The 21,772-nt window shown below is 47.0% G+C and carries 21 protein-coding genes; 12 read left to right on the top strand and 9 right to left on the bottom strand.

Annotated elements, in window-relative coordinates; all coding sequences use genetic code 11:
- Positions 1-5: 5 nt before the first annotated feature.
- The gene (gene wrbA, locus ACXAG2_RS00590; protein WP_474863825.1) at positions 6-599 is read right to left on the bottom strand and encodes an NAD(P)H:quinone oxidoreductase; all 594 of its coding nucleotides are present in this window, start codon (positions 597-599) and stop codon (positions 6-8) included.
- On the bottom strand, positions 599-952 hold the full coding sequence (arsC, locus tag ACXAG2_RS00585; RefSeq protein WP_474863823.1) for an arsenate reductase (glutaredoxin): 354 nt from the start codon (positions 950-952) through the stop codon (positions 599-601). Before arsC ends, wrbA begins: the two co-directional genes overlap by 1 nt.
- 89 nt (positions 953-1,041) lie before the next feature.
- Here arsC and ACXAG2_RS00580 point away from each other — a divergent pair, with 89 nt between their 5' ends.
- On the top strand, positions 1,042-1,533 hold the full coding sequence (locus ACXAG2_RS00580; RefSeq protein ID WP_474863821.1) for a TlpA family protein disulfide reductase: 492 nt from the start codon (positions 1,042-1,044) through the stop codon (positions 1,531-1,533).
- A 14-nt stretch (positions 1,534-1,547) separates the two neighbouring features.
- On the opposite strand, the gene bepA is transcribed toward ACXAG2_RS00580, so the two are convergent.
- A complete protein-coding gene (gene bepA / locus ACXAG2_RS00575; protein ID WP_474863819.1) occupies positions 1,548-3,011 on the bottom strand; it encodes a beta-barrel assembly-enhancing protease in 1,464 nt (487 codons plus the stop codon).
- 248 nt (positions 3,012-3,259) lie between these two features.
- Here bepA and ACXAG2_RS00570 point away from each other — a divergent pair, with 248 nt between their 5' ends.
- The gene (locus tag ACXAG2_RS00570) at positions 3,260-4,339 is read left to right on the top strand and encodes an AI-2E family transporter (RefSeq protein ID WP_474863818.1); all 1,080 of its coding nucleotides are present in this window, start codon (positions 3,260-3,262) and stop codon (positions 4,337-4,339) included.
- A gap of 84 nt (positions 4,340-4,423) precedes the next feature.
- Here ACXAG2_RS00570 and bcp read toward each other — a convergent pair whose 3' ends face one another.
- Positions 4,424-4,894: a thioredoxin-dependent thiol peroxidase gene (gene bcp / locus ACXAG2_RS00565; protein WP_474844255.1), complete on the bottom strand. Its 471-nt coding sequence runs from the start codon at positions 4,892-4,894 to the stop codon at positions 4,424-4,426.
- A complete protein-coding gene (locus tag ACXAG2_RS00560; protein ID WP_474863816.1) occupies positions 4,891-5,430 on the bottom strand; it encodes a glycine cleavage system transcriptional repressor in 540 nt (179 codons plus the stop codon). The genes bcp and ACXAG2_RS00560 overlap by 4 nt, the downstream gene beginning before the upstream one ends.
- Positions 5,431-5,690: 260 nt before the next feature.
- On the opposite strand from ACXAG2_RS00560, the gene dapA reads away from it, so the two are divergent.
- The 7 genes from dapA (at position 5,691) to ACXAG2_RS00525 (ending at position 11,210) form a co-directional block, all read left to right on the top strand.
- Entirely contained in the window at positions 5,691-6,575 is an 885-nt protein-coding gene (gene dapA / locus ACXAG2_RS00555) for a 4-hydroxy-tetrahydrodipicolinate synthase (protein ID WP_474863814.1), read from the top strand.
- Between the two features lie 12 nt (positions 6,576-6,587).
- The gene (gene bamC / locus ACXAG2_RS00550) at positions 6,588-7,703 is read left to right on the top strand and encodes an outer membrane protein assembly factor BamC (RefSeq protein ID WP_474863812.1); all 1,116 of its coding nucleotides are present in this window, start codon (positions 6,588-6,590) and stop codon (positions 7,701-7,703) included.
- Between the two features lie 15 nt (positions 7,704-7,718).
- Positions 7,719-8,435 carry a phosphoribosylaminoimidazolesuccinocarboxamide synthase gene (gene purC, locus ACXAG2_RS00545; RefSeq protein WP_119503399.1) on the top strand — a complete coding sequence of 239 codons (717 nt, stop codon included), beginning with the start codon at positions 7,719-7,721 and terminating at the stop codon, positions 8,433-8,435.
- Between the two features lie 137 nt (positions 8,436-8,572).
- On the top strand, positions 8,573-9,418 hold the full coding sequence (locus ACXAG2_RS00540) for a DMT family transporter (RefSeq protein ID WP_474863810.1): 846 nt from the start codon (positions 8,573-8,575) through the stop codon (positions 9,416-9,418).
- Positions 9,409-9,981 carry a zinc-ribbon domain containing protein gene (locus tag ACXAG2_RS00535; RefSeq protein WP_474863809.1) on the top strand — a complete coding sequence of 191 codons (573 nt, stop codon included), beginning with the start codon at positions 9,409-9,411 and terminating at the stop codon, positions 9,979-9,981. Before ACXAG2_RS00540 ends, ACXAG2_RS00535 begins: the two co-directional genes overlap by 10 nt.
- Positions 9,982-10,157: 176 nt before the next feature.
- On the top strand, positions 10,158-10,733 hold the full coding sequence (gene efpL / locus ACXAG2_RS00530; RefSeq protein ID WP_119501438.1) for an elongation factor P-like protein EfpL: 576 nt from the start codon (positions 10,158-10,160) through the stop codon (positions 10,731-10,733).
- 147 nt (positions 10,734-10,880) lie between these two features.
- A complete protein-coding gene (locus tag ACXAG2_RS00525; RefSeq protein WP_474863807.1) occupies positions 10,881-11,210 on the top strand; it encodes a hypothetical protein in 330 nt (109 codons plus the stop codon).
- Between the two features lie 35 nt (positions 11,211-11,245).
- On the opposite strand, the gene yfaE is transcribed toward ACXAG2_RS00525, so the two are convergent.
- From yfaE to ubiG, 4 genes are all read right to left on the bottom strand, one after another.
- Positions 11,246-11,518 (bottom strand): class I ribonucleotide reductase maintenance protein YfaE, encoded by a 273-nt coding sequence (gene yfaE / locus ACXAG2_RS00520; RefSeq protein WP_474863805.1) that lies wholly within the window; start codon positions 11,516-11,518, stop codon positions 11,246-11,248.
- Positions 11,519-11,536: 18 nt separating this feature from the next.
- Entirely contained in the window at positions 11,537-12,667 is a 1,131-nt protein-coding gene (gene nrdB, locus ACXAG2_RS00515) for a class Ia ribonucleoside-diphosphate reductase subunit beta (RefSeq protein ID WP_474844248.1), read from the bottom strand.
- Between the two features lie 71 nt (positions 12,668-12,738).
- Complete coding sequence (gene nrdA, locus ACXAG2_RS00510) at positions 12,739-15,066, bottom strand: class 1a ribonucleoside-diphosphate reductase subunit alpha (protein WP_474863803.1); 2,328 nt, start codon at positions 15,064-15,066, stop codon at positions 12,739-12,741.
- A gap of 421 nt (positions 15,067-15,487) precedes the next feature.
- A complete protein-coding gene (gene ubiG / locus ACXAG2_RS00505; RefSeq protein ID WP_474863802.1) occupies positions 15,488-16,195 on the bottom strand; it encodes a bifunctional 2-polyprenyl-6-hydroxyphenol methylase/3-demethylubiquinol 3-O-methyltransferase UbiG in 708 nt (235 codons plus the stop codon).
- A gap of 290 nt (positions 16,196-16,485) precedes the next feature.
- Between ubiG and gyrA the strand changes: the two genes are divergently transcribed.
- The 3 genes from gyrA (at position 16,486) to aroA (ending at position 21,640) form a co-directional block, all read left to right on the top strand.
- Positions 16,486-19,179 (top strand): DNA topoisomerase (ATP-hydrolyzing) subunit A, encoded by a 2,694-nt coding sequence (gene gyrA / locus ACXAG2_RS00500; protein WP_474863800.1) that lies wholly within the window; start codon positions 16,486-16,488, stop codon positions 19,177-19,179.
- Between the two features lie 90 nt (positions 19,180-19,269).
- On the top strand, positions 19,270-20,355 hold the full coding sequence (gene serC, locus ACXAG2_RS00495; protein WP_474863798.1) for a 3-phosphoserine/phosphohydroxythreonine transaminase: 1,086 nt from the start codon (positions 19,270-19,272) through the stop codon (positions 20,353-20,355).
- A gap of 4 nt (positions 20,356-20,359) precedes the next feature.
- The gene (gene aroA, locus ACXAG2_RS00490; RefSeq protein WP_474863796.1) at positions 20,360-21,640 is read left to right on the top strand and encodes a 3-phosphoshikimate 1-carboxyvinyltransferase; all 1,281 of its coding nucleotides are present in this window, start codon (positions 20,360-20,362) and stop codon (positions 21,638-21,640) included.
- Positions 21,641-21,772 lie beyond the last annotated feature (132 nt).

Here is a 21,772-nt window from a genome sequence, read left to right as displayed (position 1 = left end):
TTCTGTCATGATGTCTTCCGTGCTAATTGCCGTGCCAGTTCCCCGAGACGCTTTCCCTGAGCAAAAGCCAGCGCTGATTCATCAGCAGTCAGTTTACCGTCACTGTGGCCTGACACATGTCCGGCACCATAAGGCGAGCCACCGGAAGTAGTATCGTGTAATTGTGATTCAGTGTAAGGAATACCACACAGCACCATACCATGGTGGAGCAGGGGCAGCATCATGGTGAGCAGGGTAGACTCCTGTCCGCCATGCATGCTGCCGCCGGAGGTGAATACACAGGCAGGTTTATCAATCAGTACGCCTTTCAGCCATTCCTGAGAAGTACTGTCGAGGAAATGTTTAAGCGGGGCGGCCATATTTCCGAACCTGACCGGACTCCCCAGTGCCAGACCGGAACATTCTGTCAGATCAGAACGGGTAACGAAGGGCGCGCCTGCTTCGGGAACATCCGGCCATGGTGTCATATATTCAGGGATAGCCGGCACGGTACGCACCCGTGCTTCGGCTCCTGTACTTTCAATGCCTCTGGCGATATGTGTTGCCAGTTGTCGGGTTGTCCCGTTTCTTGAGTAATACAACACCAGTACCGGCGACATCAGAGTATGTCCAGAACACTTTCAGGTGGACGACCTATGCGGGCCTTATCACCTTTAATGACCACCGGACGCTCAATTAACTTCGGAACAGAAACCATGGCATCGAATAATTGTTCGTCGGTAACAGAGCTCTCACCTAATGCCAGCTCTTTATATTCAGCTTCTTTTGTCCGCATCATGTCACGGGGGGACGAAACACCCAGCTTTGTAGCAATGGCTTCAAGCTGTTCCCGGGTTAACGGGTGTTTAAGGTATTCGGTGATTTCAACATCAATACCCTTTTCCTGTAATAAAGTGAGGGTCTGGCGACTTTTGGAGCAACGGGGGTTATGAAGTATTTGTACTGAAGACATAGGCTTTTTATTCAATGTGTTATAAATTTTACTGAGATGAATTCTAACAAGTATTAATGTAAGAATAATATGACCGGACGCAATTAATCATGAAAAAATCATTAATGATTGTCAGTGCGGCTGTGGTTGCACTGATTGCCGGCTGGAAACTTCAGCAATATACCCGCGCAGATGGCGTTACACTTTCGGGACAGCCGGTTCGTTGGGCAGACAATGGCGGAGAATGGCATATCATCAACTTTTTCGCCCCCTGGTGTTCTCCCTGTTTACGGGAGATCCCGGCCCTGAACAGGCTGATTAATCGCCTGCCTGACCATGTGAAGATAACCGGTGTCAGTTTTGATGACAAAAATGAGCAGGAACTGCGTGCCTTAACACAACAGCTAAATATTGAGTTTGCTGTGATAAACACCGCAAAAGAAACCATTTTTCCCATGCCGTATCCGGACTATCTGCCGGCAACGTATCTGATTTCACCTAAGGGGGAGGTTGTGAAAGCGTTGTACGGTGAGCAGGACGATGACTCCCTGGACGGTTTAATTCAGTATACAAACGCGGAGGCGGGTACCTCCGCTCACTAATTTAGGGGCGGCATTTACAGTCGTTTCAGCCGCTCTTCCTCGTCCCGCAGTTGTTTGATCCTTGCGCGGATCCGCTGCTTGTCAAGGTGCTTGTCGGCAGTAAAGTTATAAGCAAACTGTAATTCATCCACAGCGCGGCGGTAAGCACCGTTCAGTGCCATCACTTCTGCTTTACTTTGATGCATGCCCTGAAAATCTTTGTTGTTTTTATATGCTTCAGTGAGTAACTGCCAGGCGATTTCATAGTCAGGATGCACCAGCAACAAGTCTTTCAGTAACTGAACAGCTTTGTCATTTTCATTGGCGGCAATAAGCGCATTGGCCTGATTCAATGCCAGTACCTGATTGCGTGGTGTTAATTGCAGGTGCGGTGCCAGACGTTCTGTTGCTTCCTGCGGTTTACCCATTGCCAGAGAAAGATCAGTGGCTGCATCAAGGTAAAACAGATTATCCGGGTCTTCATTGAGTAATGTATCGATCACCTTCGCTGCTTCCGGAATCTTCTCATTGCGCATGAGTGCCAGCGCTAGACCATACATTGCCGCTTCACGGACTACATAGTTCTTACGGTCCACCGCATCCTGGTAGTATTCCAGGCTGTATTTTTTATTGAACGTGTACCTGGACATCACTCTGGCCTTTGCCAGATGAAAAGAAATACTTTCTCTTAACCGCACAGGTGGAAAATCACCGGCTCTGGCGCGGGCATCGGCAACACGCGTTTCCGTTAACGGGTGAGAAAGCAATCTTGCAGGCGGACGGGATACCATGCGGTATTGTTCCAGCAAGGTTGAGAAGAAGCTGGCTGCCGCGTCAGGATCAAATCCGGCACGGTATAACATGCCTATCCCAATCCGGTCAGCTTCCTGTTCATTAGAACGGGTATAATCAATCTGCATTTGCGCTGAAGCGGCCTGACCGGCGGAAATGGCTGCCATACCGGCCTGAGGATCTGCCATCGCCAGTAAAACACCGCCTAATATACTGGCAATGGCCAGTGGCGTAGCACGCTGTTGTGCCTGCATGTGGCGGGCAAGGTGACGCTGGGTAACGTGAGAGATTTCGTGGGCCAGCACTGACGCAAGCTCACTTTCGTTTTTCGCATTATGAATAAGGCCGGTATGCACACCAATGTGGCCGCCAAAGAAAGCAAAGGCGTTAATGGCATCGTTGTTGACCCAGAAGAATTCAAAAGGAAACTTGGTGTTGTCGGCATGAACAACAAGGCGGTTACCCAGATCCTGCAAATACTCATCCAGCACCGGGTCGCCGATAATCGGGGCCCCACCGCGCATTTGCCGCATAACGGCATCGCCAATCAGCATCTCTTTGTCAAGGGAAAGGGCGTCAGACGCTACCACACCTATTTCCGGTAACGTATTACGATCACTGTATTTACTGGTTTGTGCGATGGCAGAAAAACTCATTGCCAGCAAACACAAGCCTATTTTAATTCCGTTTCGCGCTAAATATCTCATTGAACCTGTTACTGTTGAGTACCACTGAAGCGTTTACAGATAGAGTGGCAAACTCCATGATTAGTTTCATTTTTCCATCGCATTATTTTAGCATTGTGCCGTACAATACAGGTGATTGCTATATTGCTTCATGCATAATGTAGCCCGGAAGTTTTCATTTAGCCTGTAATACCGTGGAATCCGGGTTGCAGAGCGGTCAGTGATTCTCCTATGATGCATTTTTTCTCCGTTCCGACTGAGCAGAATTTATGAGTTTAATCAGTGTATTCGGCCGCTGGTACCGCCGGAAGTTTTCTGACCCCGATGCAGCCATGTTGCTGATCTTAATCCTGTTGACGGCAACTGTGTTCGTCTTCTGGGGTGGGCTTATCATGCCTGTTCTGGTGGCAGCGGTGATTGCTTATCTGCTGGACTGGCCGGTGAACCGGCTGGTAAATATTGGTGTCAGCAGGACCATTTCCTGCAGCGTTGTGATGCTGGCGTTTGTTGCTGTCACCATACTGATGATTGTCGGCTTGTTACCTACTGTGAGCCGTCAGAGCGTGAATCTGATTCAGGAAACGCCGCTAATCTGGCAAAACGCACAGGACTGGATCCTGCGGTTACCGGATAAGTATCCTGACTATGTACAGGTTTATCAAATTCAGCAGATGATGGAGAGTCTCAATGATCATCTGGTGGATTTGGGACAGCAACTTTTGTCAGCATCTGTCAGTTCAATCGGTAATGTTGCAGCGTTACTGGTATATATGATTCTGGTGCCGTTGATGGTGTTCTTCATGCTGAAAGACAAATTGTTTTTTCTTGATGGCATTTCGTCATTGTTACCGAAAGAGCGCCGGTTGATTACGCAGGTCGGGCATGAAATGAATACCCAGATAGCAAATTATATCCGCGGCAAAGTTATCGAAATTCTGATTGTGGGATCTGTATCCTGCATTGTCTTTGCTCTGATGGACTTGCGCTATGCCATTCTGCTCGGCGTACTGGTTGGCTTGTCAGTGCTTATCCCCTATATCGGTGCAGCCGTTGTCACCATTCCGGTAGCTGTTGTGGCATTGTTTCAGTGGGGTCTGACCCCTGATTTCTGGTATCTGATGATTGCCTACGGCATTATCCAGGCACTGGACGGTAACTTACTGGTACCACTTTTGTTCTCCGAGGCGGTGAGCTTACATCCTCTTTATATCATCGTGGCGGTTCTGTTCTTCGGCGGATTGTGGGGGTTCTGGGGAGTGTTTTTCGCCATCCCGCTGGCAACACTAGTCAAAGCGCTGATAACAGCATGGTCCGGCGGACCGGATGAACCGCCGCCCTGTAACACTTAAACACTTATTGACTGTACGTCCGAACAAAAAAGCCCTGTTCTGACAGGGCTTTTTGCTTTGTGAACGACGGAGTAAACGGGGTTATCAACCAGCCTGATTCAGATAATCCAGTACAACCTGATGATGGTCTTTGGTTTTAAACTTATTAAACACGTGTTCAACAGCACCGTTTTCATCGATAAGGAAGCTTAAACGATGAATGCCGTCGTATTCTTTGCCCATGAATTTTTTTGGACCCCAGACGCCAAAAGCATCAGCCACAGCGTGGTCTTCGTCCGAGAGCAGGGTGAAGTTCAGGTTTTCTTTCTCAATGAACTTTGGCAGGCGTTTAACTGCGTCCGGACTGATCCCCAGTACCACAACATTGAGTTCATCCAGTGATGTTTTGCTGTCGCGAAGGTTCTGAGCCTGCACGGTACAGCCCGGTGTCATTGCTTTAGGGTAAAAATACACCAGTACTTTCTTACCTTCAAAATCTGCCAGATTAACGGCTTCGCCATTTTGATCCGGCAGGGTAAATGCCGGTGCTTTATCACCTGCTTTTAAGGTGTTCATAATTCTCCTTTATTTTTGTCTATAATCTTGCCACTCAGATTCAGGGAACCGAACAGGGCATCAGCCTCAGAACGAAGCTGCGTGATATCAACGGAATCCGGCGTACTGACAACAAATTTGCAGCGCATCATTTCTTTACCGGTTTCTTTATCTTTGAAGGTACGCTGACGAAACGCACTGATGGAGACGTGCCGTTTCGCAAAAAAGCCGGTTACCGACTTCAGCAGGCCATGACTGTCTTCGCCGCTGAACTCCACATCGTAAAGATAATCTAAATTTTGTTTCTCATGATGGCTGGTTCGCTTCATCATAGAAAGCAGGCCGAACTTCTGACACATGGGGGGAATAGCCAGCTCCGCCCGTGTGATTGCCTGATGGGAACCTTCGATGATCATGGTCAGGGAAAATTCTTTCCCGTATATCGCCTGCCTGCTGTCGAGAATATTACATTGAGCTTCCGACACGGTGCCGGCAATTTCGCTCAGCATGCCGCTCTTGTCGGTACCCAAAATCGTGACTATTAACTGATGATTCATGTCGTTACTTATAAAACCGGAGCCACATTTATACTAACACATCAGGATTTTTTGATGCCACGTTCCGGCATCATAAAGTGAGCTTAAGCACCGCGTCAGTTCGAAAAACAGTCTGATGTAAGGGTTTTATCCCCAATTTTTGACGGAATAGTGATTATTTAGAATAAGGTTGTCGATTAACGTCTAAAAAGCCCTTGCGATAACTTGTTTTTAGGGCTGTACCTCATTACCATGTGCGCTCACAAAACGCGGGAGATAATATGTTTAAAGGCAGTTACGTTGCACTTGTCACACCCATGACCAACGCGGGTGACATTGATTACCCTGCACTTGAGAAACTTATTGAGTTTCATATAGAGCAGGGCACACACGGTATTGTTTCAGTAGGAACAACCGGTGAATCCGCCACATTGCCTTTTGAAGAACATATTGAAGTGGTCAAACAGACCGTTGCTTTGACAGCAGGGCGTATTCCTGTGATTGCCGGCAGCGGCGCAAACGCAACGGATGAAGCCATCTTCCTCAGTGAACAGATGGCCGGTTTAGGTATCGATGGTTTTCTCAGCGTTGTACCGTATTACAACAAGCCGCAACAACGGGGTATGGTTGCACACTTTAAAGCAGTCGCTGATGCGACTGATTTACCTGTGCTGCTTTATAATGTACCCGGCAGAACCGTAGCGGACATGTTACCTGAGACAGTGGCAGAACTGGCCACACACAAAAATATTGTCGGTCTGAAAGATGCAACCGGCAGTATTGAACGTCTCAAAGCCACACAGAAGCTGGTGCCTGAAGATTTTCTGTTGCTTAGCGGTGACGACGGTACCAGTGCAGAATTTTTATGTCAGGGCGGACACGGCGTTATTTCAGTAACGGCTAACGTGGTTCCCGGCGCAATTTCCAAAATGTGCGAAGCAGGCCTGGCAGGCAACGCTGAGGAATGTCGCCGTATTAATGCTACTATCGAAACCCTGCATAACGGCATGTTTATTGAGCCAAATCCGGTAATGCCAAAGTGGGCGTTATACCGTATGGGGCTGATCAACAGTGCCGAATTACGATTACCGATGGTTTTACCGGAACTTGCGAGCCAAAAAGCACTCGAAGAACTATTACAAAAACACGCTTTGATTTCTGGTTAATAAGGAACACCGATGAAAAACACTCTGGCTTTGCTCAGTGGCTTATCTGTAATAGCCCTGACAGGTTGTTCAAGCCAACAGGATTATGAAACTGCATCGGGCAGTTATGACTACCTTGAAGTTTCCCAGCGGGCCTCTGTGAAAGTGCCTGAAGGTTTAGATTCGCCTGAATTTACATCTGATTATGATCTTCCGGAATTAAGTCAGAATGCAGACACCCGTCTTACCGGCCGCAAACTGACGATTCAGTCTCCGGCGCTTGTCCTGCCCCTTGTGGCGGGTTCACATGTTGAAGAAGGCAAACAGGAAGCAATGGTCTGGTTCGATCAGGTAGATGACAGCAAGCCGCTGAATACCGCTATCTGGGATACGGTGCTGAGCTTTCTTGAGCAAAATCACATCGGTGTAGACAGCTTCGATAAAGCAAATGGCCGACTTGTTACTGACTGGGCCGTTGAAAAGACGACCGAAGAGTCAGCCTGGTACGACTGGACTGAGGATGAAACGTCAGAGGTTTCACGTCGCTTTGTTTTCACCATGGAACTAAAGCCTCACGGCCGGACTGCAGCGTTACGCGCTAAATTGCAGGATTTCAAATTTAATGGTGCAGATGGTGAAACCATCACCATGGATTCCATTGATGCGATGAAAGAACGCAGAGAAGAAATCGGCATCCTGAACGAAGTACTGACTCATTACGAATACCAAATCAGACTCGACGAGAGTAAACGTATTGCTGAAATCCGCAGTGGTCTTAATTTGGAAATGGGATTTGACGCTAACGGTGATGCAGCCTATGTAGTTGACGCCAGACACGATATTGTATGGCCAAGAATGCTGCTGGTGTTACGCAACCTTGGCTTTGACGTAAAAGATTTAGACAGAACCACAGGCCTGTTATTTGTCACCTATAATGGTGAGGATAATGGTTGGTGGGGCAGCCTGTTTTCTGACGGTGAATCCCTTCTTGAAAAAGGTGATTATCGTTTGAAAGTGGTGCCGGCCGGCGAAAACAGAACGAGTGTGACTTTCATGGATAATGAGAGTCAGCCGTTTGAACCTAATCAGGTTGCCGACATGTACGAGCAATTTGCCCGAGTCATGACTCAGGACAATCTGGATATCTAATTTTTGAGACTGATGATGGAAAAGCGCGAAGAACTTTACCGCGGTAAAGCCAAAACTGTATACCTCACTGATGACAGCGAAAAACTCATCCTTGAGTTCAGAAATGATACGTCTGCATTTGACGGTGAAAAAATTGAACAGCTTGACCGTAAAGGTGAAGTGAATAACAAGTTCAATCATTTCATTATGACAAAGCTGGAAGAAGCCGGCATTGCCACACAAGTTGAGGCGTTGCTGTCAGACACCGATTCTCTGGTGAAAAAGTTGGATATGATTCCGGTAGAGTGCGTCGTTCGTAACGTTGCTGCAGGTTCACTGGTTCGTCGTCTGGGCGTTGAAGAAGGTTTGATGCTTAACGATTCTCCCATTTTTGAATTCTTCCTCAAAAATGATGCGCTGCATGATCCTATGGTTAATGACTATCACATCACTGCATTTGGCTGGGCAACTGAAGCGCAAATTGCAGAGATGAAACGTCTGACTTTTGCCGTTAACGATGTACTCAAAGATCTGTTCGATAAAGGCGGTATGATTCTGGTGGATTATAAACTGGAATTTGGTCTGGACAGTGATGGCAATATTATTCTGGGTGATGAATTCAGTCCTGATGGTTGTCGCCTGTGGGACAAAGAAACCCGTAAGAAAATGGATAAAGACCGTTTCCGTCAGGGCTTAGGTTCTGTAGTAGAAACATACATTGAAGTGGCTGACCGTTTAGGCTTAAAGCTCTAAAGTCGTCCCTTTTTGAAAAGCACCTGCGGGTGCTTTTTTTGTGTCCGGTGTTTACCGGACCGGAGTAACCGGATCTCAAGTACCATTGTAATTGCTCCTTTGTCGTGGGAAGGTGAACAAAATAAAAGGAGCGATTCATGCCTGTATCTACGTTGTTGTACGCCTGCTTAGCCATGGTGGCTTTTGCTGCTAATTCCCTTTTGTGCCGGATGGCGCTGGTAGAGACTGATATCGGGCCGGCTTCTTTCACACTCGTAAGGTTACTCAGCGGTGCTGTGGTGCTGAGTTTGCTTATCCAAATGAAAGGGCATCATCCTGCAAAACAGGGAAGCTGGGCAGGATCTGTCGCACTATTCTGCTATGCAGCAGGCTTCTCTTTTGCCTATCAAAGCGTAACTACGGGCACCGGCGCTCTGTTACTGTTTGGTGCTGTACAAATTTCAATGATCAGCATCGGCTTTTTCAGAGGGGAACGGTTCAGTTTTATTCAGACAGCCGGCTTTGTAGTCGCTTTTGCAGGTTTAGTTTATCTGGTACTGCCAGGTGTTACAGCCCCGCCGCTGCCCGCTGCATTGCTGATGATTACTGCCGGTATCAGTTGGGGAGTGTATTCACTGTTAGGCAAAGGCGTAGCATCGCCACTTTTAATGACGGCAGGAAACTTTGTCCGTACGACGCCGTTTATTGTCGCGCTGTTTATCTTTGTTGATGAGCCACTTTCACTTTCAGAAACAACTATCCGCTACGGTATCATCTATGGCGTATTGTCCGGTGCCATCGCATCGGGTTTGGGTTATGCCTTGTGGTACGCCGTACTCCCTAAAATAGCGGCGACTAATGCCGCCACTTTACAACTCAGTGTACCGGTAATTGCCATCTTGATGGGCTGGGTATTTCTATCTGAAAGCCTTAACGTCAGAGTCATTATTGCCAGTGCTGCAATCATTGGTGGCATTGTACTGGTAATAAGAAAATGGCGCTGACCGGCAGGTTCAACAAACAGGTTTCTCTACATGCGCTTCGCATAGAGAAAGAACTTTGTGTGTTTTTGCTACAGAAAGTCAAAGGATCGGTAATGGAATATGTTAATCATCCAAAATATGGAAATGTCCCGTTAGCTTCAGATGAAGAACACTCACTTGAAGAGATTACCAATGCTCACTGGAGATATTCGTCACTTCAGTTTTTTCCCCAAACAGCGATTAAGGCGGACACGTCGTTACAAAATTTCCGGATGTGCCCGCGTCGCATCTACGTAGATATAGAGGAAACCTGTACGGTCTGCAGCAGGCTTTTCATCTTCTTCGCAAGAGAACAACAATACTGGTTTGAACATTTAAAGTTTTATGTGGACTCACATTGCCGCGAGTGTTTTGAGTGCCGGCAAGTGTCCAAAAGAACTAAATCCATGCAAGCGTATTATCAACTTCTCAGAGAGACTGCTGACCGGACTCCTGAGCAGGATGCGGAACTTGAAGACATTGCCCTGGCGCTGTATCAGCTTGGTATTATTAAAGACGAAAAGTTACTCCGCGTTGGTAAGTGAAGTGGCACAAATTCTGTGCTTATAACCAAACAGCATTTCCTTAATCTGACGTCGCCGTTTCAATCAGCAAAACAGACATTTAAAACGCTTTCTTACCGACGAGAAATCGCGGAAAATAGAGGCTTTCCACTCCTGATCGGGCCTGTTGGTCTGATTTACTAATACAGGGAACCGCCATGCCTAAGGCAAGTGAAATTAAAAAGAATAACACCATCATTTTTGACGGTAAGACATGTATTGTCAGAGATATTGACCGTTCTGTACCACAGGGCCGTGCAGGCGGCAGCATTTATCGTATGCGTATGTACGATGTGGTAAGCGGTGCAAAATATGATGAAACATTTAAGGATTCTGACATGCTGGAAATGGCTGATTTAGTGCGCCGTCCAGCAATGTTCTCTTACATCGACGGCGATGAATATGTATTCATGGATAAAGAAGATTACACGCCTTACCATCTGAATAAAGACAGTATTGCTGATGAAGCTTTGTTCATTAACGAAGAAACTGACGGTATTCAGGTTCTGGTTGTAAGCGAAGTGCCGGTAGCGCTTGATTTACCCATGAGTGTTGAACTGGAAGTGGTAGAAACTGACCCTTCCATTAAGGGAGCCTCTGCGACGTCCCGTACCAAACCCGCTACTCTGTCTACCGGTCTGGTTGTTCAGGTGCCGGAGTACATCAGTACCGGCGAGTGGATCAAAATCAACACCGAAGAACGTAAGTTTCAGAGCCGTGCCGATAAGCACTGACAGCATACGGTTCAGCAGCCATAAAACTCAGGTGGCTGTTGTTACCTTTTAATATTGTGTTATTTTTAACCAGCCCTGCAGGTATTGATTGCCCGCAGGATTAACATCAGTACACACTTAACTGCGTAAAAGGAAAGACATATGAAAATGACAAAACAACTCTCATCATTACTATGCATTGGTCTGTTTACCTGCGTTCTTGGCGCATGTAGCGAAGAAAAACAGGAACAGGCTGAAGACTCAATGACTAAAGCAAAAAGTGCCGCCAACAGTGCATTTGATGATGCAAAAAATGCAGCATCTGATCTGGCAGATAAGACAGAGGAATTTGCTGAAGATGCAGCAGATAAGGCGGAAGACTGGACAGACGATGCCAAAGATAAAGCTGAAGAGTGGGCCGACGATGCCGGTAATGCAATTGAAGACGGCTGTGAAAAAATGAAAGATAAAATGGATCTGGAAGATAAGGATTGCTAAAGATTCATTCCTGATAATGCGTTGAGTCAGGTAAGTTAAAGCGGAACATCTATTTTGATGTTTGTTACCGGCTTACAGCAACAGGGCAGTATTTCATCATCGTCAATAAAGGCGAGGGGGTCTGTGGTATATTCCACCGACCCTTCTATCAATTTAGTCCGGCAGGCTCCGCAGAAACCGTCGCGGCAATGATAATGACAAGCCAGACCTGCGGATTCCAAAGATTCCAGCAGTGTTTTATCCGGTACGGCATCAACACACCCCGTATCGACAATATCGATACGAAGTGTGGATTCAGGTTTTCCCATTAACGGGGAAGGTAGGAATTACAATTCAAAATCGGCGAAGTCATCTTCGCTGACTGAAGAGTCAATCTGACCTACCAGATAGGAACTGATCTCTGATTCCTGAGGCGCAACCTGTACGTTATCTGAGTTCAGGTAGTTGTTCATCCACGGCAACGGATTACTTTTCACTTCGTATGGTGCGTCAAAGCCAATAGCGGTCATACGCTGATTCGCGATGTATTCCACGTACTGACACAGAATTTCCTTATTCATACCGATCATTGAGCCGTTCTTGAACAGGTAATCAGCCCATTCCTTCTCCTGCTCAACAGCGCTGATGAAGATCTGGCGTGCCTCTTCATGGCACTCTGCGGCGATTTCTGCCATCTCAGGATCGTCCTTGCCTCTGGCCCACAGGTTCAGCACGTGCTGAGTAGAGGACAGGTGCAGGTTTTCATCACGGGCAATCAGACGGATAATTTTTGCGTTACCTTCCATCAGCTCACGCTCAGCAAACGCGAAGGTGCAGGCAAAGGACACATAGAAGCGAACCGCTTCCAGGGCATTAACTGAATTCATGCACAAGTACATTTTCTTCTTCAGAACACGCATGTTCACTTCGTACACTTCGCCGTCGACGGTATGAACGCCTTCACCTTGTGTCTGCCACAACTGTGTGTGGAAAATCAGATCATCGTAGTATTTAGAAATATCAGCAGCACGGCGCTTGATTTGCTCGTTAACCACGATGTCTTCAAAAATTGCACTCGGATCGGAAAACAGGTTACGAAGAATATGAGTGTAAGAACGGGAGTGAATCGTCTCAAAGAAAGACCAGGTTTCAATCCAGGTTTCCAGCTCCGGTAATGACACGATGGGCAGGAATGCAATATTCGGACTGCGGCCCTGAACGGAATCGAGCAAGGTTTGATATTTCAGATTAGAAATAAAAATGTGCTGCTCAGGCTCTGTGAGTTTCTGGAAGTCTACACGGTCACGCGTAACGTCAACTTCTTCCGGTCGCCAGAAGAAACTGATTTGTTTTTCAATGAGTTTTTCGAAAATGCTGTGCTTCTGCTGATCGTAACGGGCTACGTTAACAGGGTTACCGAAAAACATTGGCTCGACGAGAGGATTGACGCTTTGTTGATTAAACGTTGTGTATTTCATAACTGCGATAGTACTCAGAACAGATTTATCAGTTAAAAACGGAAGAAACCAGGGCAAGCCCTGGTTTATCGTTAAATTTTACATGCACCGCCGGCACAGTCGTCGTCTTCTTCAATCACAGCGGTTTGCGCCTGTGGTTGAGGTTTCGCCTGGCCTTGTTTGACTTCCATTGAGCTGGTGTCGGTGTTGCCGTCACGGGTGTTATGATAATACAGTGTTTTCACACCCAGCTTGTAAGAGGTCAGCAGATCTTTGAGCAGCAACTTCATCGGTACCTTACCGCTTTCATATTTGCCCGGATCGTAACTGGTGTTAGCAGAAATAGTCTGGTCAATGAATTTCTGCATAATACCAACCAGTTGCAGGTAACCGTCATTGGACGGAATATCCCACAGCAGTTCATAGACATCTTTCAGATTTTCATATTCAGGAACAACTTGCTTCAGTACACCATCTTTACTAGATTTAATGCTGATATGACCTCGGGGCGGCTCGATACCATTGGTTGCATTGGAAATCTGCGAAGACGTTTCAGACGGCATCAGCGCAGACAGCGTAGAATTACGTAGTCCGTGCTCCATCATTTCAGCGCGCAGGCCTTCCCAGTCCATGTGTAAGGGTTCATTACAAATGGCGTCCAAATCTTTTTTGTAGGTATCGATAGGCAGAATACCTTTAGAGTAGGTGGTCTCATTAAATTTAGGACAGGCACCTTTCTCTTTTGCCAGATTCACAGACGCTTTCAATAAATGATACTGCATCGCTTCAAACGTACGGTGAATAAGCGGGTTTGCGCTGAAGTCAGAGTACTTCACGCCGTTCTTCGCAAGATAATAAGCGAAGTTGATAACACCTATACCCAGCGTACGACGATTCATGGTGGCATGGTATGCCGCCGGAACAGGGTAATCCTGATAGTCGAGCAGGCTGTCCAGTGCACGCACAGCTAGGTCGGATAATTCTTCGAATTCATCCAGAGATTTAATCGCGCCTAAGTTAAATGCTGACAGCGTACACAGTGCGATTTCGCCGTTTTCGTCGTTTACGTGCTCCAACGGCTTGGTCGGCAGCGCGATTTCAAGACACAGGTTGCTCTGACGGACAGGGGCAACAGCCGGGTCAAACGGGCTGTGAGTATTACAGTGGTCAACGTTTTGCAGGTAGATGCGTCCGGTTGAAGCACGTTCCTGCATAAACAGACTGAACAGTTCCATGGCTTTAATTTGCTTCTTACGAATGGAGTCATCCTGTTCGTATTTCACATACAGCTCTTCGAACTTGTTCTGATCAGCAAAGAAAGCATCGTACAGACCGGGTACATCAGACGGGCTGAACAGTGTGATGTAGCCGTCTTTCATCATACGCTGATACATCAGCTTGTTGAATTGCACGCCGTAGTCGAGATGACGTACGCGGTTTTCTTCAACACCACGGTTATTTTTCAATACCAGCAGTGATTCAACTTCCATGTGCCACAGCGGGTAGAACAACGTCGCTGCACCACCACGAACACCGCCCTGAGAGCAGCTTTTTACCGCAGTCTGGAAGTACTTGTAGAAAGGAATACAACCTGTGTGGAAAGCTTCACCACCACGGATTGGACTACCCAGTGCACGAATGCGACCAGCGTTTACACCAATACCGGCACGTTGACTCACGTATTTTACGATGGCGCTGGCGGTGGCGTTGATAGAATCCAGACTATCACCGGTTTCAATCAGTACGCATGAGCTGAACTGACGGGTAGGGGTGCGCACACCGGACATAATCGGTGTAGGCAGAGAAATCTTGAATGTCGATGTTGCATCGTAAAAACGGCGGACATAATCAAGACGGGTTTCTTTCGGGTAGTCAGCGAACAGGCAGGCGGCTACCAGAACATACAGGAACTGGGCACTTTCATAGATGTCGCCGGTAACACGGTTTTGTACCAGATACTTACCTTCAAGCTGCTTAACAGCAGCATAACTGAAGGTCATATCACGCCAGTGATCGATGAAATCATCCATCGCCTCAAATTCAGCTTGCGTGTAGTCAGACAACAGGTGCTCGTCATACTTACCCTGTTCAACCATCTTTTTAACATGATCAAACAATTTAGGCGGCTCAAACTGACCATATGCTTTTTTACGCAGGTGGAAGATCGCCAGACGGGCTGCAAGATACTGATAATCAGGCGCATCTGTTGAAATAAGATCGGCTGCTGACTTGATCAATGTCTCGTGGATTTCGCCGGTCTTGATACCATCGTAAAATTGGATCTGAGCTTTGATTTCTACCTGAGAAACAGAAACGTTATTTAACCCTTCTGCTGCCCACGTGATCACTTTATGGATCTTATCTAACTCAATGACTTCTTTTTCGCCATTGCGTTTAGTGACATACAAGTTGTTGTTCATTTGTACTGGCCGTTAGTTTGTTAGCGCATGAAGCAAGGGTTGGCACCCTATTCATCTTTATAAAATTGAATTTGCTAAGCCTTGAAAGCTTGATCCAGCAGAGATCCCTTACTGCCTGGCGGGATCCCGTGTTTTTGTACTACTTTATTGTTCTAAAACACCCGTCGGACAAGACACAAGATAGTGAGGTTTGCGTGGTTTTGCAACCCAATATCTGGTGGTTTATCCAGCGATCAAAACGGTCCCTGAAAAAGGTTAGTGGTAACTCACCTATGAGCGGCATGACTAAGCCAAATCAGACAGATGCAACCATTTTTTACTTTTTTTGATCGCCGGTTAAAAAGTTTTAATCGCTCAAAGCGGGTTGGTTACAAATACGACATATAGCGTAATATTTATTCTTATATACTATATATAGTGTTTACAGCAGGCTTTTTTGCGTATGGACGATATAGTTCACATCGATGTTTTTGTCCGATAAGTAGAACTGGCGGCTTAGCGGATCCATATGCAGACCTGTGGTATTTCTGGCAAAAAGATCAACCTTATCGGTCATTGCCATTAATTCTGAAGGCTTAATGAAACGGGCATGCTGATGTGTGCCTTTTGGTACCAGCTTGAGGATATATTCGGCACCAACGATGCCCATCAGCCAGGATTTCACATTTCTGTTTAAAGTAGACAGAAATACATGGCCACCGGGCTTAACCAGCTTGGCGCAGGCAGCGATGATCGATGCCGGATCGGGAACGTGCTCGAGCATTTCCATACAAGTCACCACATCGAACTCTCCGGGTCTTTGTTCTGCAAAGTCTTCTGCAGAAACACACTGATAATCGACTTTTACACCGGATTCGAGACCATGAAGTTTAGCAACCTCTAAAGAAGCAGACGCCAAATCAATACCGGTAACATCAGCACCTAGTTTAGCCGTGGATTCTGCAAGAATGCCGCCGCCACAACCAATATCCAGCACTTTCTTTTCAAACAGACCATCACAGTGCTGCTGCACAAAATCAAGTCTTAACGGGTTGATTAAGTGCAGGGGTTTGAATTCACTTTCGGTATCCCACCAACGGGAGGCCAGTTCACTGAATTTGGCAATTTCTTGTTCATCGACATTCGACATACTGGTGCTCGTATTATCAGATAGAGGAGATTGATTTTGATAAATACGATACATGATCAAAGCAGTAAAAGGGACGATTTGTGTATTAAAGTGGATTAATTGCGTGAAAAGTAATCGGTTGGTAATAACAGCCCCATTTGCGGGTATTAAGCGCTACATAAATCTGTCATCCGGTGATACACTCAATGATTACTTGTAAAACCCATAATAAGAAAGCGCTGTTCTTAGCTGCATTTAAAAGTGCGTGACATTGGATACGCTTGAACTTGAATCAAGGGACATAGCAGTTTATGACTGATAACGCTAAAGAAATTCTCCCCATAAATATCGAGGAAGAGCTTAAAAACTCCTACCTTGATTATGCGATGAGCGTTATTGTCGGGCGAGCATTGCCTGACGTAAGGGACGGCCTCAAGCCGGTTCACCGCCGCGTACTCTTCGCGATGAACGAACTCAAAAACGACTTCAATAAACCGTATAAGAAATCCGCCCGTGTGGTGGGTGATGTTATCGGTAAATATCACCCTCATGGTGACAGTGCGGTATACGACACCATCGTACGTATGGCACAGCCATTCTCTTTACGTTACATGCTGGTAGACGGGCAGGGTAACTTCGGTTCTGTAGACGGCGACTCTGCCGCGGCCATGCGTTATACCGAAGTACGTATGGCTAAAATTGCCCATGAGTTACTGGCGGATCTTGATAAAGAAACCGTAGATTTCGTACCTAACTATGACGGTACTGAGCAAATTCCAGAGGTTTTACCTACTAAAGTACCAAACCTGCTGGTAAACGGCTCCTCCGGTATTGCCGTTGGTATGGCAACAAACATTCCGCCCCACAACCTCACTGAAGTGGTGAACGGCTGTATCGCAATGATAGAGAATCCTGCCGTTACCATTGAAGAGCTGATGCAGTATATTCCGGGTCCGGATTTCCCTACTGCGGCGATGATCAGTGGTCGTAAGGGTATTGATGATGCTTACCGTACCGGTCGAGGCAAAATCTATCTGCGTGCCAAAGCGGAAATCGAAACCGACAGTAATGGTAAAGAAACCATCATTGTTAATGAGATCCCTTATCAGGTAAACAAAGCCCGCCTGATTGAAAAGATCGCTGAACTGGTAAAAGAAAAACGTATCGAAGGTATTTCTGCCCTGCGTGATGAGTCTGACAAAGACGGTATGCGCATTGTTGTTGAAGTAAAACGCAACGAGTCGGCGGAAGTACTGCTTAACCACCTGTATGCCAATACCCAGCTACAAACAGTATTCGGTATTAATATGGTGGCACTGGATAACGGTCAGCCTAAAGTATTCAACCTTAAAGAAATGCTTGAGGCTTTTATCCTTCACCGTCGTGAAGTGGTTACCCGCCGTACGGTATACGAACTGCGTAAAGCGCGGGATCGTGCCCATATCCTTGAAGGTCTTGCCATCGCACTGACCAACATCGATCCTATCATTGAGCTTATCAAAGCTTCGCCGAGTCCGTCTGAAGCTAAGAAAGCTTTGGTTGCACAGGGCTGGCACCTGGGTGATGTTGCTGACATGCTTGAGCGTGCCGGTGATGATGCAGCCCGTCCGGACTGGCTGACACCGGAATTTGGTATCCGTGACGGCAAGTACTACCTGACAGAACAACAGGCACAGGCCATCCTTGATCTGCGTCTTCATAAACTGACAGGTCTTGAGCACGAAAAGATCCTTGATGAGTACAAAGAGCTACTGGCTATCATCGCTGAGTTGTTGCACATTCTGCGCAGTCCTGAGCGTCTGATGGAAGTGATTCGTGAAGAGCTCGAAAAAGTGCGTGATGAATTTGGTGATGAACGTCGCACAGAGATCACGGCTGCAAGTCATGACATTGATATTGAAGATTTGATTGAGCAGGAAGACGTTGTTGTGACGCTGTCCCGCGAAGGCTATGTGAAATATCAGAAACTGACTGAATATGAAGCACAGCGCCGTGGTGGTAAGGGTAAGTCAGCGACGAAGATGAAAGATGAAGATTTCATTGAGCGTCTGCTGGTTGCGAATACCCACGACCACATTCTGTGTTTCTCTACCCGTGGCCGTCTGTACTGGTTGAAGGTTTATCAGTTACCATTTGCCAGCCGGAACGCCCGTGGTAAACCGATTGTGAATATTCTGCCGCTGGAAAATGACGAGCGGATCACTGCCATTCTGCCTATTAAAGAATTTGAAGAAGGCAAGTTTGTACTCATGGCGACAGCCAACGGTACGGTGAAAAAGACTGATTTGAGTCTGTACTCCAGACCGCGCTCCAGTGGTATTATTGCCGTTAACCTTAATGAAGGCGATGAACTGATTGGCGTATCAATCACCCACGGTGATGACGACATCATGCTGTTCTCTGACGAAGGTAAAGTGGTTCGTTTTAACGAAAAACTGCGCGACTCAGAAACAGGTGAAGTGAAACGTGATCCGGAAACCGGTGAAGAGTTGCAGGCTCTTCGTCCTATGGGCAGAACGGCAACGGGTGTTCGCGGTATTAAACTGCAGGAAGGTCAGCGTGTGGTATCTCTGATTGTTCCCCGTGGTGACGGCGCCATCCTTACTGCAACTGAAAACGGTTATGGTAAACGTACGCCCCTTGAAGATTACCCGGCTAAGAGTCGTGCGACTCAGGGCGTGGTGTCTATCAAAGTGTCAGAACGTAACGGTAAAGTTGTCGGCGCTGTACAGGTTGATGAAACCGACGAAATCATGCTTATCAGCAACATGGGCACACTGGTACGTACCCGTGTCGGTGAAGTGTCTACGGTTGGCCGTAACACCCAGGGTGTACGTCTGATCAGAACTGCTGATGATGAGAAAGTAGTAGGTCTTCAACGTATCGAAGAAGTGATCGACGAAGAACTTGAACTGGAAGAAGGCGGGGAAAACACCGCTGAAGAAGCATCTGCTAACAATGATGCCGCTGTCTCAGACAGCGATAAGCCAACGACAGAAGAATAAGCCGGCGCGCTGTTAACTGCAGCGCGTTTTAACTCTTATTCAACAAGCGGCTTTTGCCGCTTGTTGTGTTTACAGGTGTTGAAATAATCTATGAGTAATGTATTTAACTTCAGTGCTGGACCCGCAATGTTACCTGCAGAGGTCATGCAGCAGGCACAGGCGGAATTTCTGAACTGGCGTGATTCAGGCTGCTCTGTCATGGAAGTCAGCCATCGAGGCAAAGATTTTATTGAAGTTGCCGCTACAGCAGAGCAGGACGTGCGCGACTTACTGGCCGTACCGGACAATTACAAAGTACTTTTTGCCCATGGTGGCGGCCGCGGACAGTTTGCCTCTGTGCCGCTGAACATCTCTCAAACCGGTGACACATCTTTGCACATGGTTACCGGCTCCTGGTCGAAAGGGGCCGTTGCTGAGGCATCTAAATACAACAATGCCAAAGTGATTGGTGAAACCATCGAGATTGACGGACTGAAATCAGTCGCAAGAGTCAATGCCGGCGATGTTGACCAGAATGCGGCTTACCTGCATTTTTGCCCCAATGAAACCGTTGATGGTATTGCTTTTGACTGGTTACCTGAGGCAGGTAAGGTACCGCTGGTATCTGATATGTCTTCTTGTATATTGTCGCAACCGCTGGATGTGGCTGCACACGGTATTATTTATGCCGGCGCACAAAAAAATATCGGTCCTTCCGGTTTATCGGTATTAATTGTGCGTGACGACCTTATCGGTAAAGCGCGTAAAGAAACCCCGTCCATTTTCGATTTTGATTTGATGGCTAATCACGATTCAATGTATAACACACCGCCCACTTTCTCATGGTATCTGGCGGGCCTCGTGTTCAAGTGGCTGAAGAACAATGGTGGCCTGAGTGCCATGCAAAAACGCAACGATGAGAAAGCAGCGTTACTGTATAATGCTATCGATAACAGTGATTTCTACTCAAACCCGGTGCATCCTGACAACCGTTCTAAAATGAATGTGCCTTTCCATCTGGCAGATGACGGATTGAATCAGGCATTTTTAGAACAGGCTGAAGCGGCCGGACTGAAAGCGTTGAAAGGGCACCGCTCTGTGGGCGGGATGCGCGCCAGTATCTATAACGCAATGCCGGTTGAAGGTGTTGTAGCACTGGTTGAATTTATGCAGCAATTTGAAAAGCAAAACGGGTGAGTCAGTGGAGCAGTTAACATTACAACCAATTTCCCGTGTAGACGGAGAAGTAAACGTACCCGGCTCTAAGAGTTTATCTAACCGTGCTCTGTTACTAGCAGCGCTGGCAAAAGGTGAGACAACACTGACCAATTTGCTGGACAGTGATGATATCCGCCACATGCTGGTTGCCCTTGAAAAGCTGGGTGTGACTTACACACTGAGTGAGGACAAGACTGAATGTACGGTTACCGGTATTGGCGGTAAATTCAATGTTGCCGGTGAAACCGAATTATTTCTTGGCAATGCCGGAACGGCAATGCGCCCGTTGTGTGCTGTCCTTGCTGCCAGTGATGTGCTGGTTACACTGACCGGCGAACCGCGTATGGAAGAGCGTCCAATCGGCGATCTGGTTGATGCATTGCTGGAAGCCGGTGCTGATGTCACATATCTTAAAAATGCTGGTTATCCGCCGCTTAAAATTGCCGGTAAACCCTTGTCGGCCAAAGAAGTTAACGTGGATGGGAGCGTATCCAGTCAGTTCCTGACCGCAATATTAATGGCTGCGCCGTTATTCGCTTCTGATACGCTGATAAAAATTAAGGGTGAGCTGGTTTCTAAACCCTATATCGATATTACGCTGGATACCATGGCCAAATTCGGTATTGTCGTCACTAACAATGACTACACCTGCTTCGAGGTCAAGGGAAATCAAACTTACACTTCTCCGGGTCGTTTCATGGTTGAGGGTGATGCGTCATCGGCCTCTTACTTCCTGGCTGCTGCTGCAATTAAAGGCGGTACGGTGAAAGTTACCGGCATTGGTAGTAAAAGTATCCAGGGTGACGTACGTTTTGCTGATGTACTTGAAGCGATGGGAGCGAAAGTTGAATGGGCGGATGAGTCAGTGACTGTCACCGGTGCACCGTTAAAAGGTGTGGATATGGATATGAATCATATTCCTGATGCAGCCATGACTATTGCTACCACAGCGCTGTTTGCTGAAGGGCCGACGTCTATCCGTAATATCTACAACTGGCGGGTTAAAGAAACGGATCGCCTGCATGCAATGGCTACTGAGTTACGCAAATTGGGCGCCGAAGTGGACGAAGGACACGATTACATCACCGTGCAACCTTTGAAATCACTGAAGCATGCTGAAATCAATACATATAATGATCACCGGGTGGCAATGTGCTTCTCCCTTGTAGCACTTAGCGATACGCCGGTCACTATTAACGATCCGCGCTGTACAGCCAAAACCTTCCCGGACTACTTCACCCGGTTCGCGACAATCTGTCACTAATTTGTCGCTAACTGTCAGGAAAATGACAGCTTTCTAAGTTAAAACAATGCTGCCTGTTCTTACAGGCAGCATTGCTTATGATGCCAAGGTGCGTATAATTGCGCGCGATTTAATAACCTTTTAACAAGTGGA

It is taken from the genome of Alteromonas sp. ABH4_456 (assembly GCF_056160645.1).
Note: the sequence above shows the minus strand (reverse complement) of the source record. Positions and strands in the feature narration are given on the sequence as shown.

Coding starts and splice junctions, on each gene's coding strand:
- gyrA (WP_474863800.1), top strand. CDS start 16,486: ATGACTGATAACGCTAAAGAAATTCTCCCCATAAATATCGAGGAAGAG.
- ACXAG2_RS00580 (WP_474863821.1), top strand. CDS start 1,042: ATGAAAAAATCATTAATGATTGTCAGTGCGGCTGTGGTTGCACTGATT.
- ubiG (WP_474863802.1), bottom strand. CDS start 16,195: ATGTCGAATGTCGATGAACAAGAAATTGCCAAATTCAGTGAACTGGCC.
- ACXAG2_RS00540 (WP_474863810.1), top strand. CDS start 8,573: ATGCCTGTATCTACGTTGTTGTACGCCTGCTTAGCCATGGTGGCTTTT.
- bamC (WP_474863812.1), top strand. CDS start 6,588: ATGAAAAACACTCTGGCTTTGCTCAGTGGCTTATCTGTAATAGCCCTG.
- nrdB (WP_474844248.1), bottom strand. CDS start 12,667: ATGAAATACACAACGTTTAATCAACAAAGCGTCAATCCTCTCGTCGAG.
- bepA (WP_474863819.1), bottom strand. CDS start 3,011: ATGAGATATTTAGCGCGAAACGGAATTAAAATAGGCTTGTGTTTGCTG.
- wrbA (WP_474863825.1), bottom strand. CDS start 599: ATGTCGCCGGTACTGGTGTTGTATTACTCAAGAAACGGGACAACCCGA.
- nrdA (WP_474863803.1), bottom strand. CDS start 15,066: ATGAACAACAACTTGTATGTCACTAAACGCAATGGCGAAAAAGAAGTC.
- purC (WP_119503399.1), top strand. CDS start 7,719: ATGGAAAAGCGCGAAGAACTTTACCGCGGTAAAGCCAAAACTGTATAC.
- ACXAG2_RS00535 (WP_474863809.1), top strand. CDS start 9,409: ATGGCGCTGACCGGCAGGTTCAACAAACAGGTTTCTCTACATGCGCTT.
- ACXAG2_RS00525 (WP_474863807.1), top strand. CDS start 10,881: ATGACAAAACAACTCTCATCATTACTATGCATTGGTCTGTTTACCTGC.
- dapA (WP_474863814.1), top strand. CDS start 5,691: ATGTTTAAAGGCAGTTACGTTGCACTTGTCACACCCATGACCAACGCG.
- bcp (WP_474844255.1), bottom strand. CDS start 4,894: ATGAACACCTTAAAAGCAGGTGATAAAGCACCGGCATTTACCCTGCCG.
- ACXAG2_RS00560 (WP_474863816.1), bottom strand. CDS start 5,430: ATGAATCATCAGTTAATAGTCACGATTTTGGGTACCGACAAGAGCGGC.
- efpL (WP_119501438.1), top strand. CDS start 10,158: ATGCCTAAGGCAAGTGAAATTAAAAAGAATAACACCATCATTTTTGAC.
- arsC (WP_474863823.1), bottom strand. CDS start 952: ATGTCTTCAGTACAAATACTTCATAACCCCCGTTGCTCCAAAAGTCGC.
- ACXAG2_RS00570 (WP_474863818.1), top strand. CDS start 3,260: ATGAGTTTAATCAGTGTATTCGGCCGCTGGTACCGCCGGAAGTTTTCT.
- serC (WP_474863798.1), top strand. CDS start 19,270: ATGAGTAATGTATTTAACTTCAGTGCTGGACCCGCAATGTTACCTGCA.
- yfaE (WP_474863805.1), bottom strand. CDS start 11,518: ATGGGAAAACCTGAATCCACACTTCGTATCGATATTGTCGATACGGGG.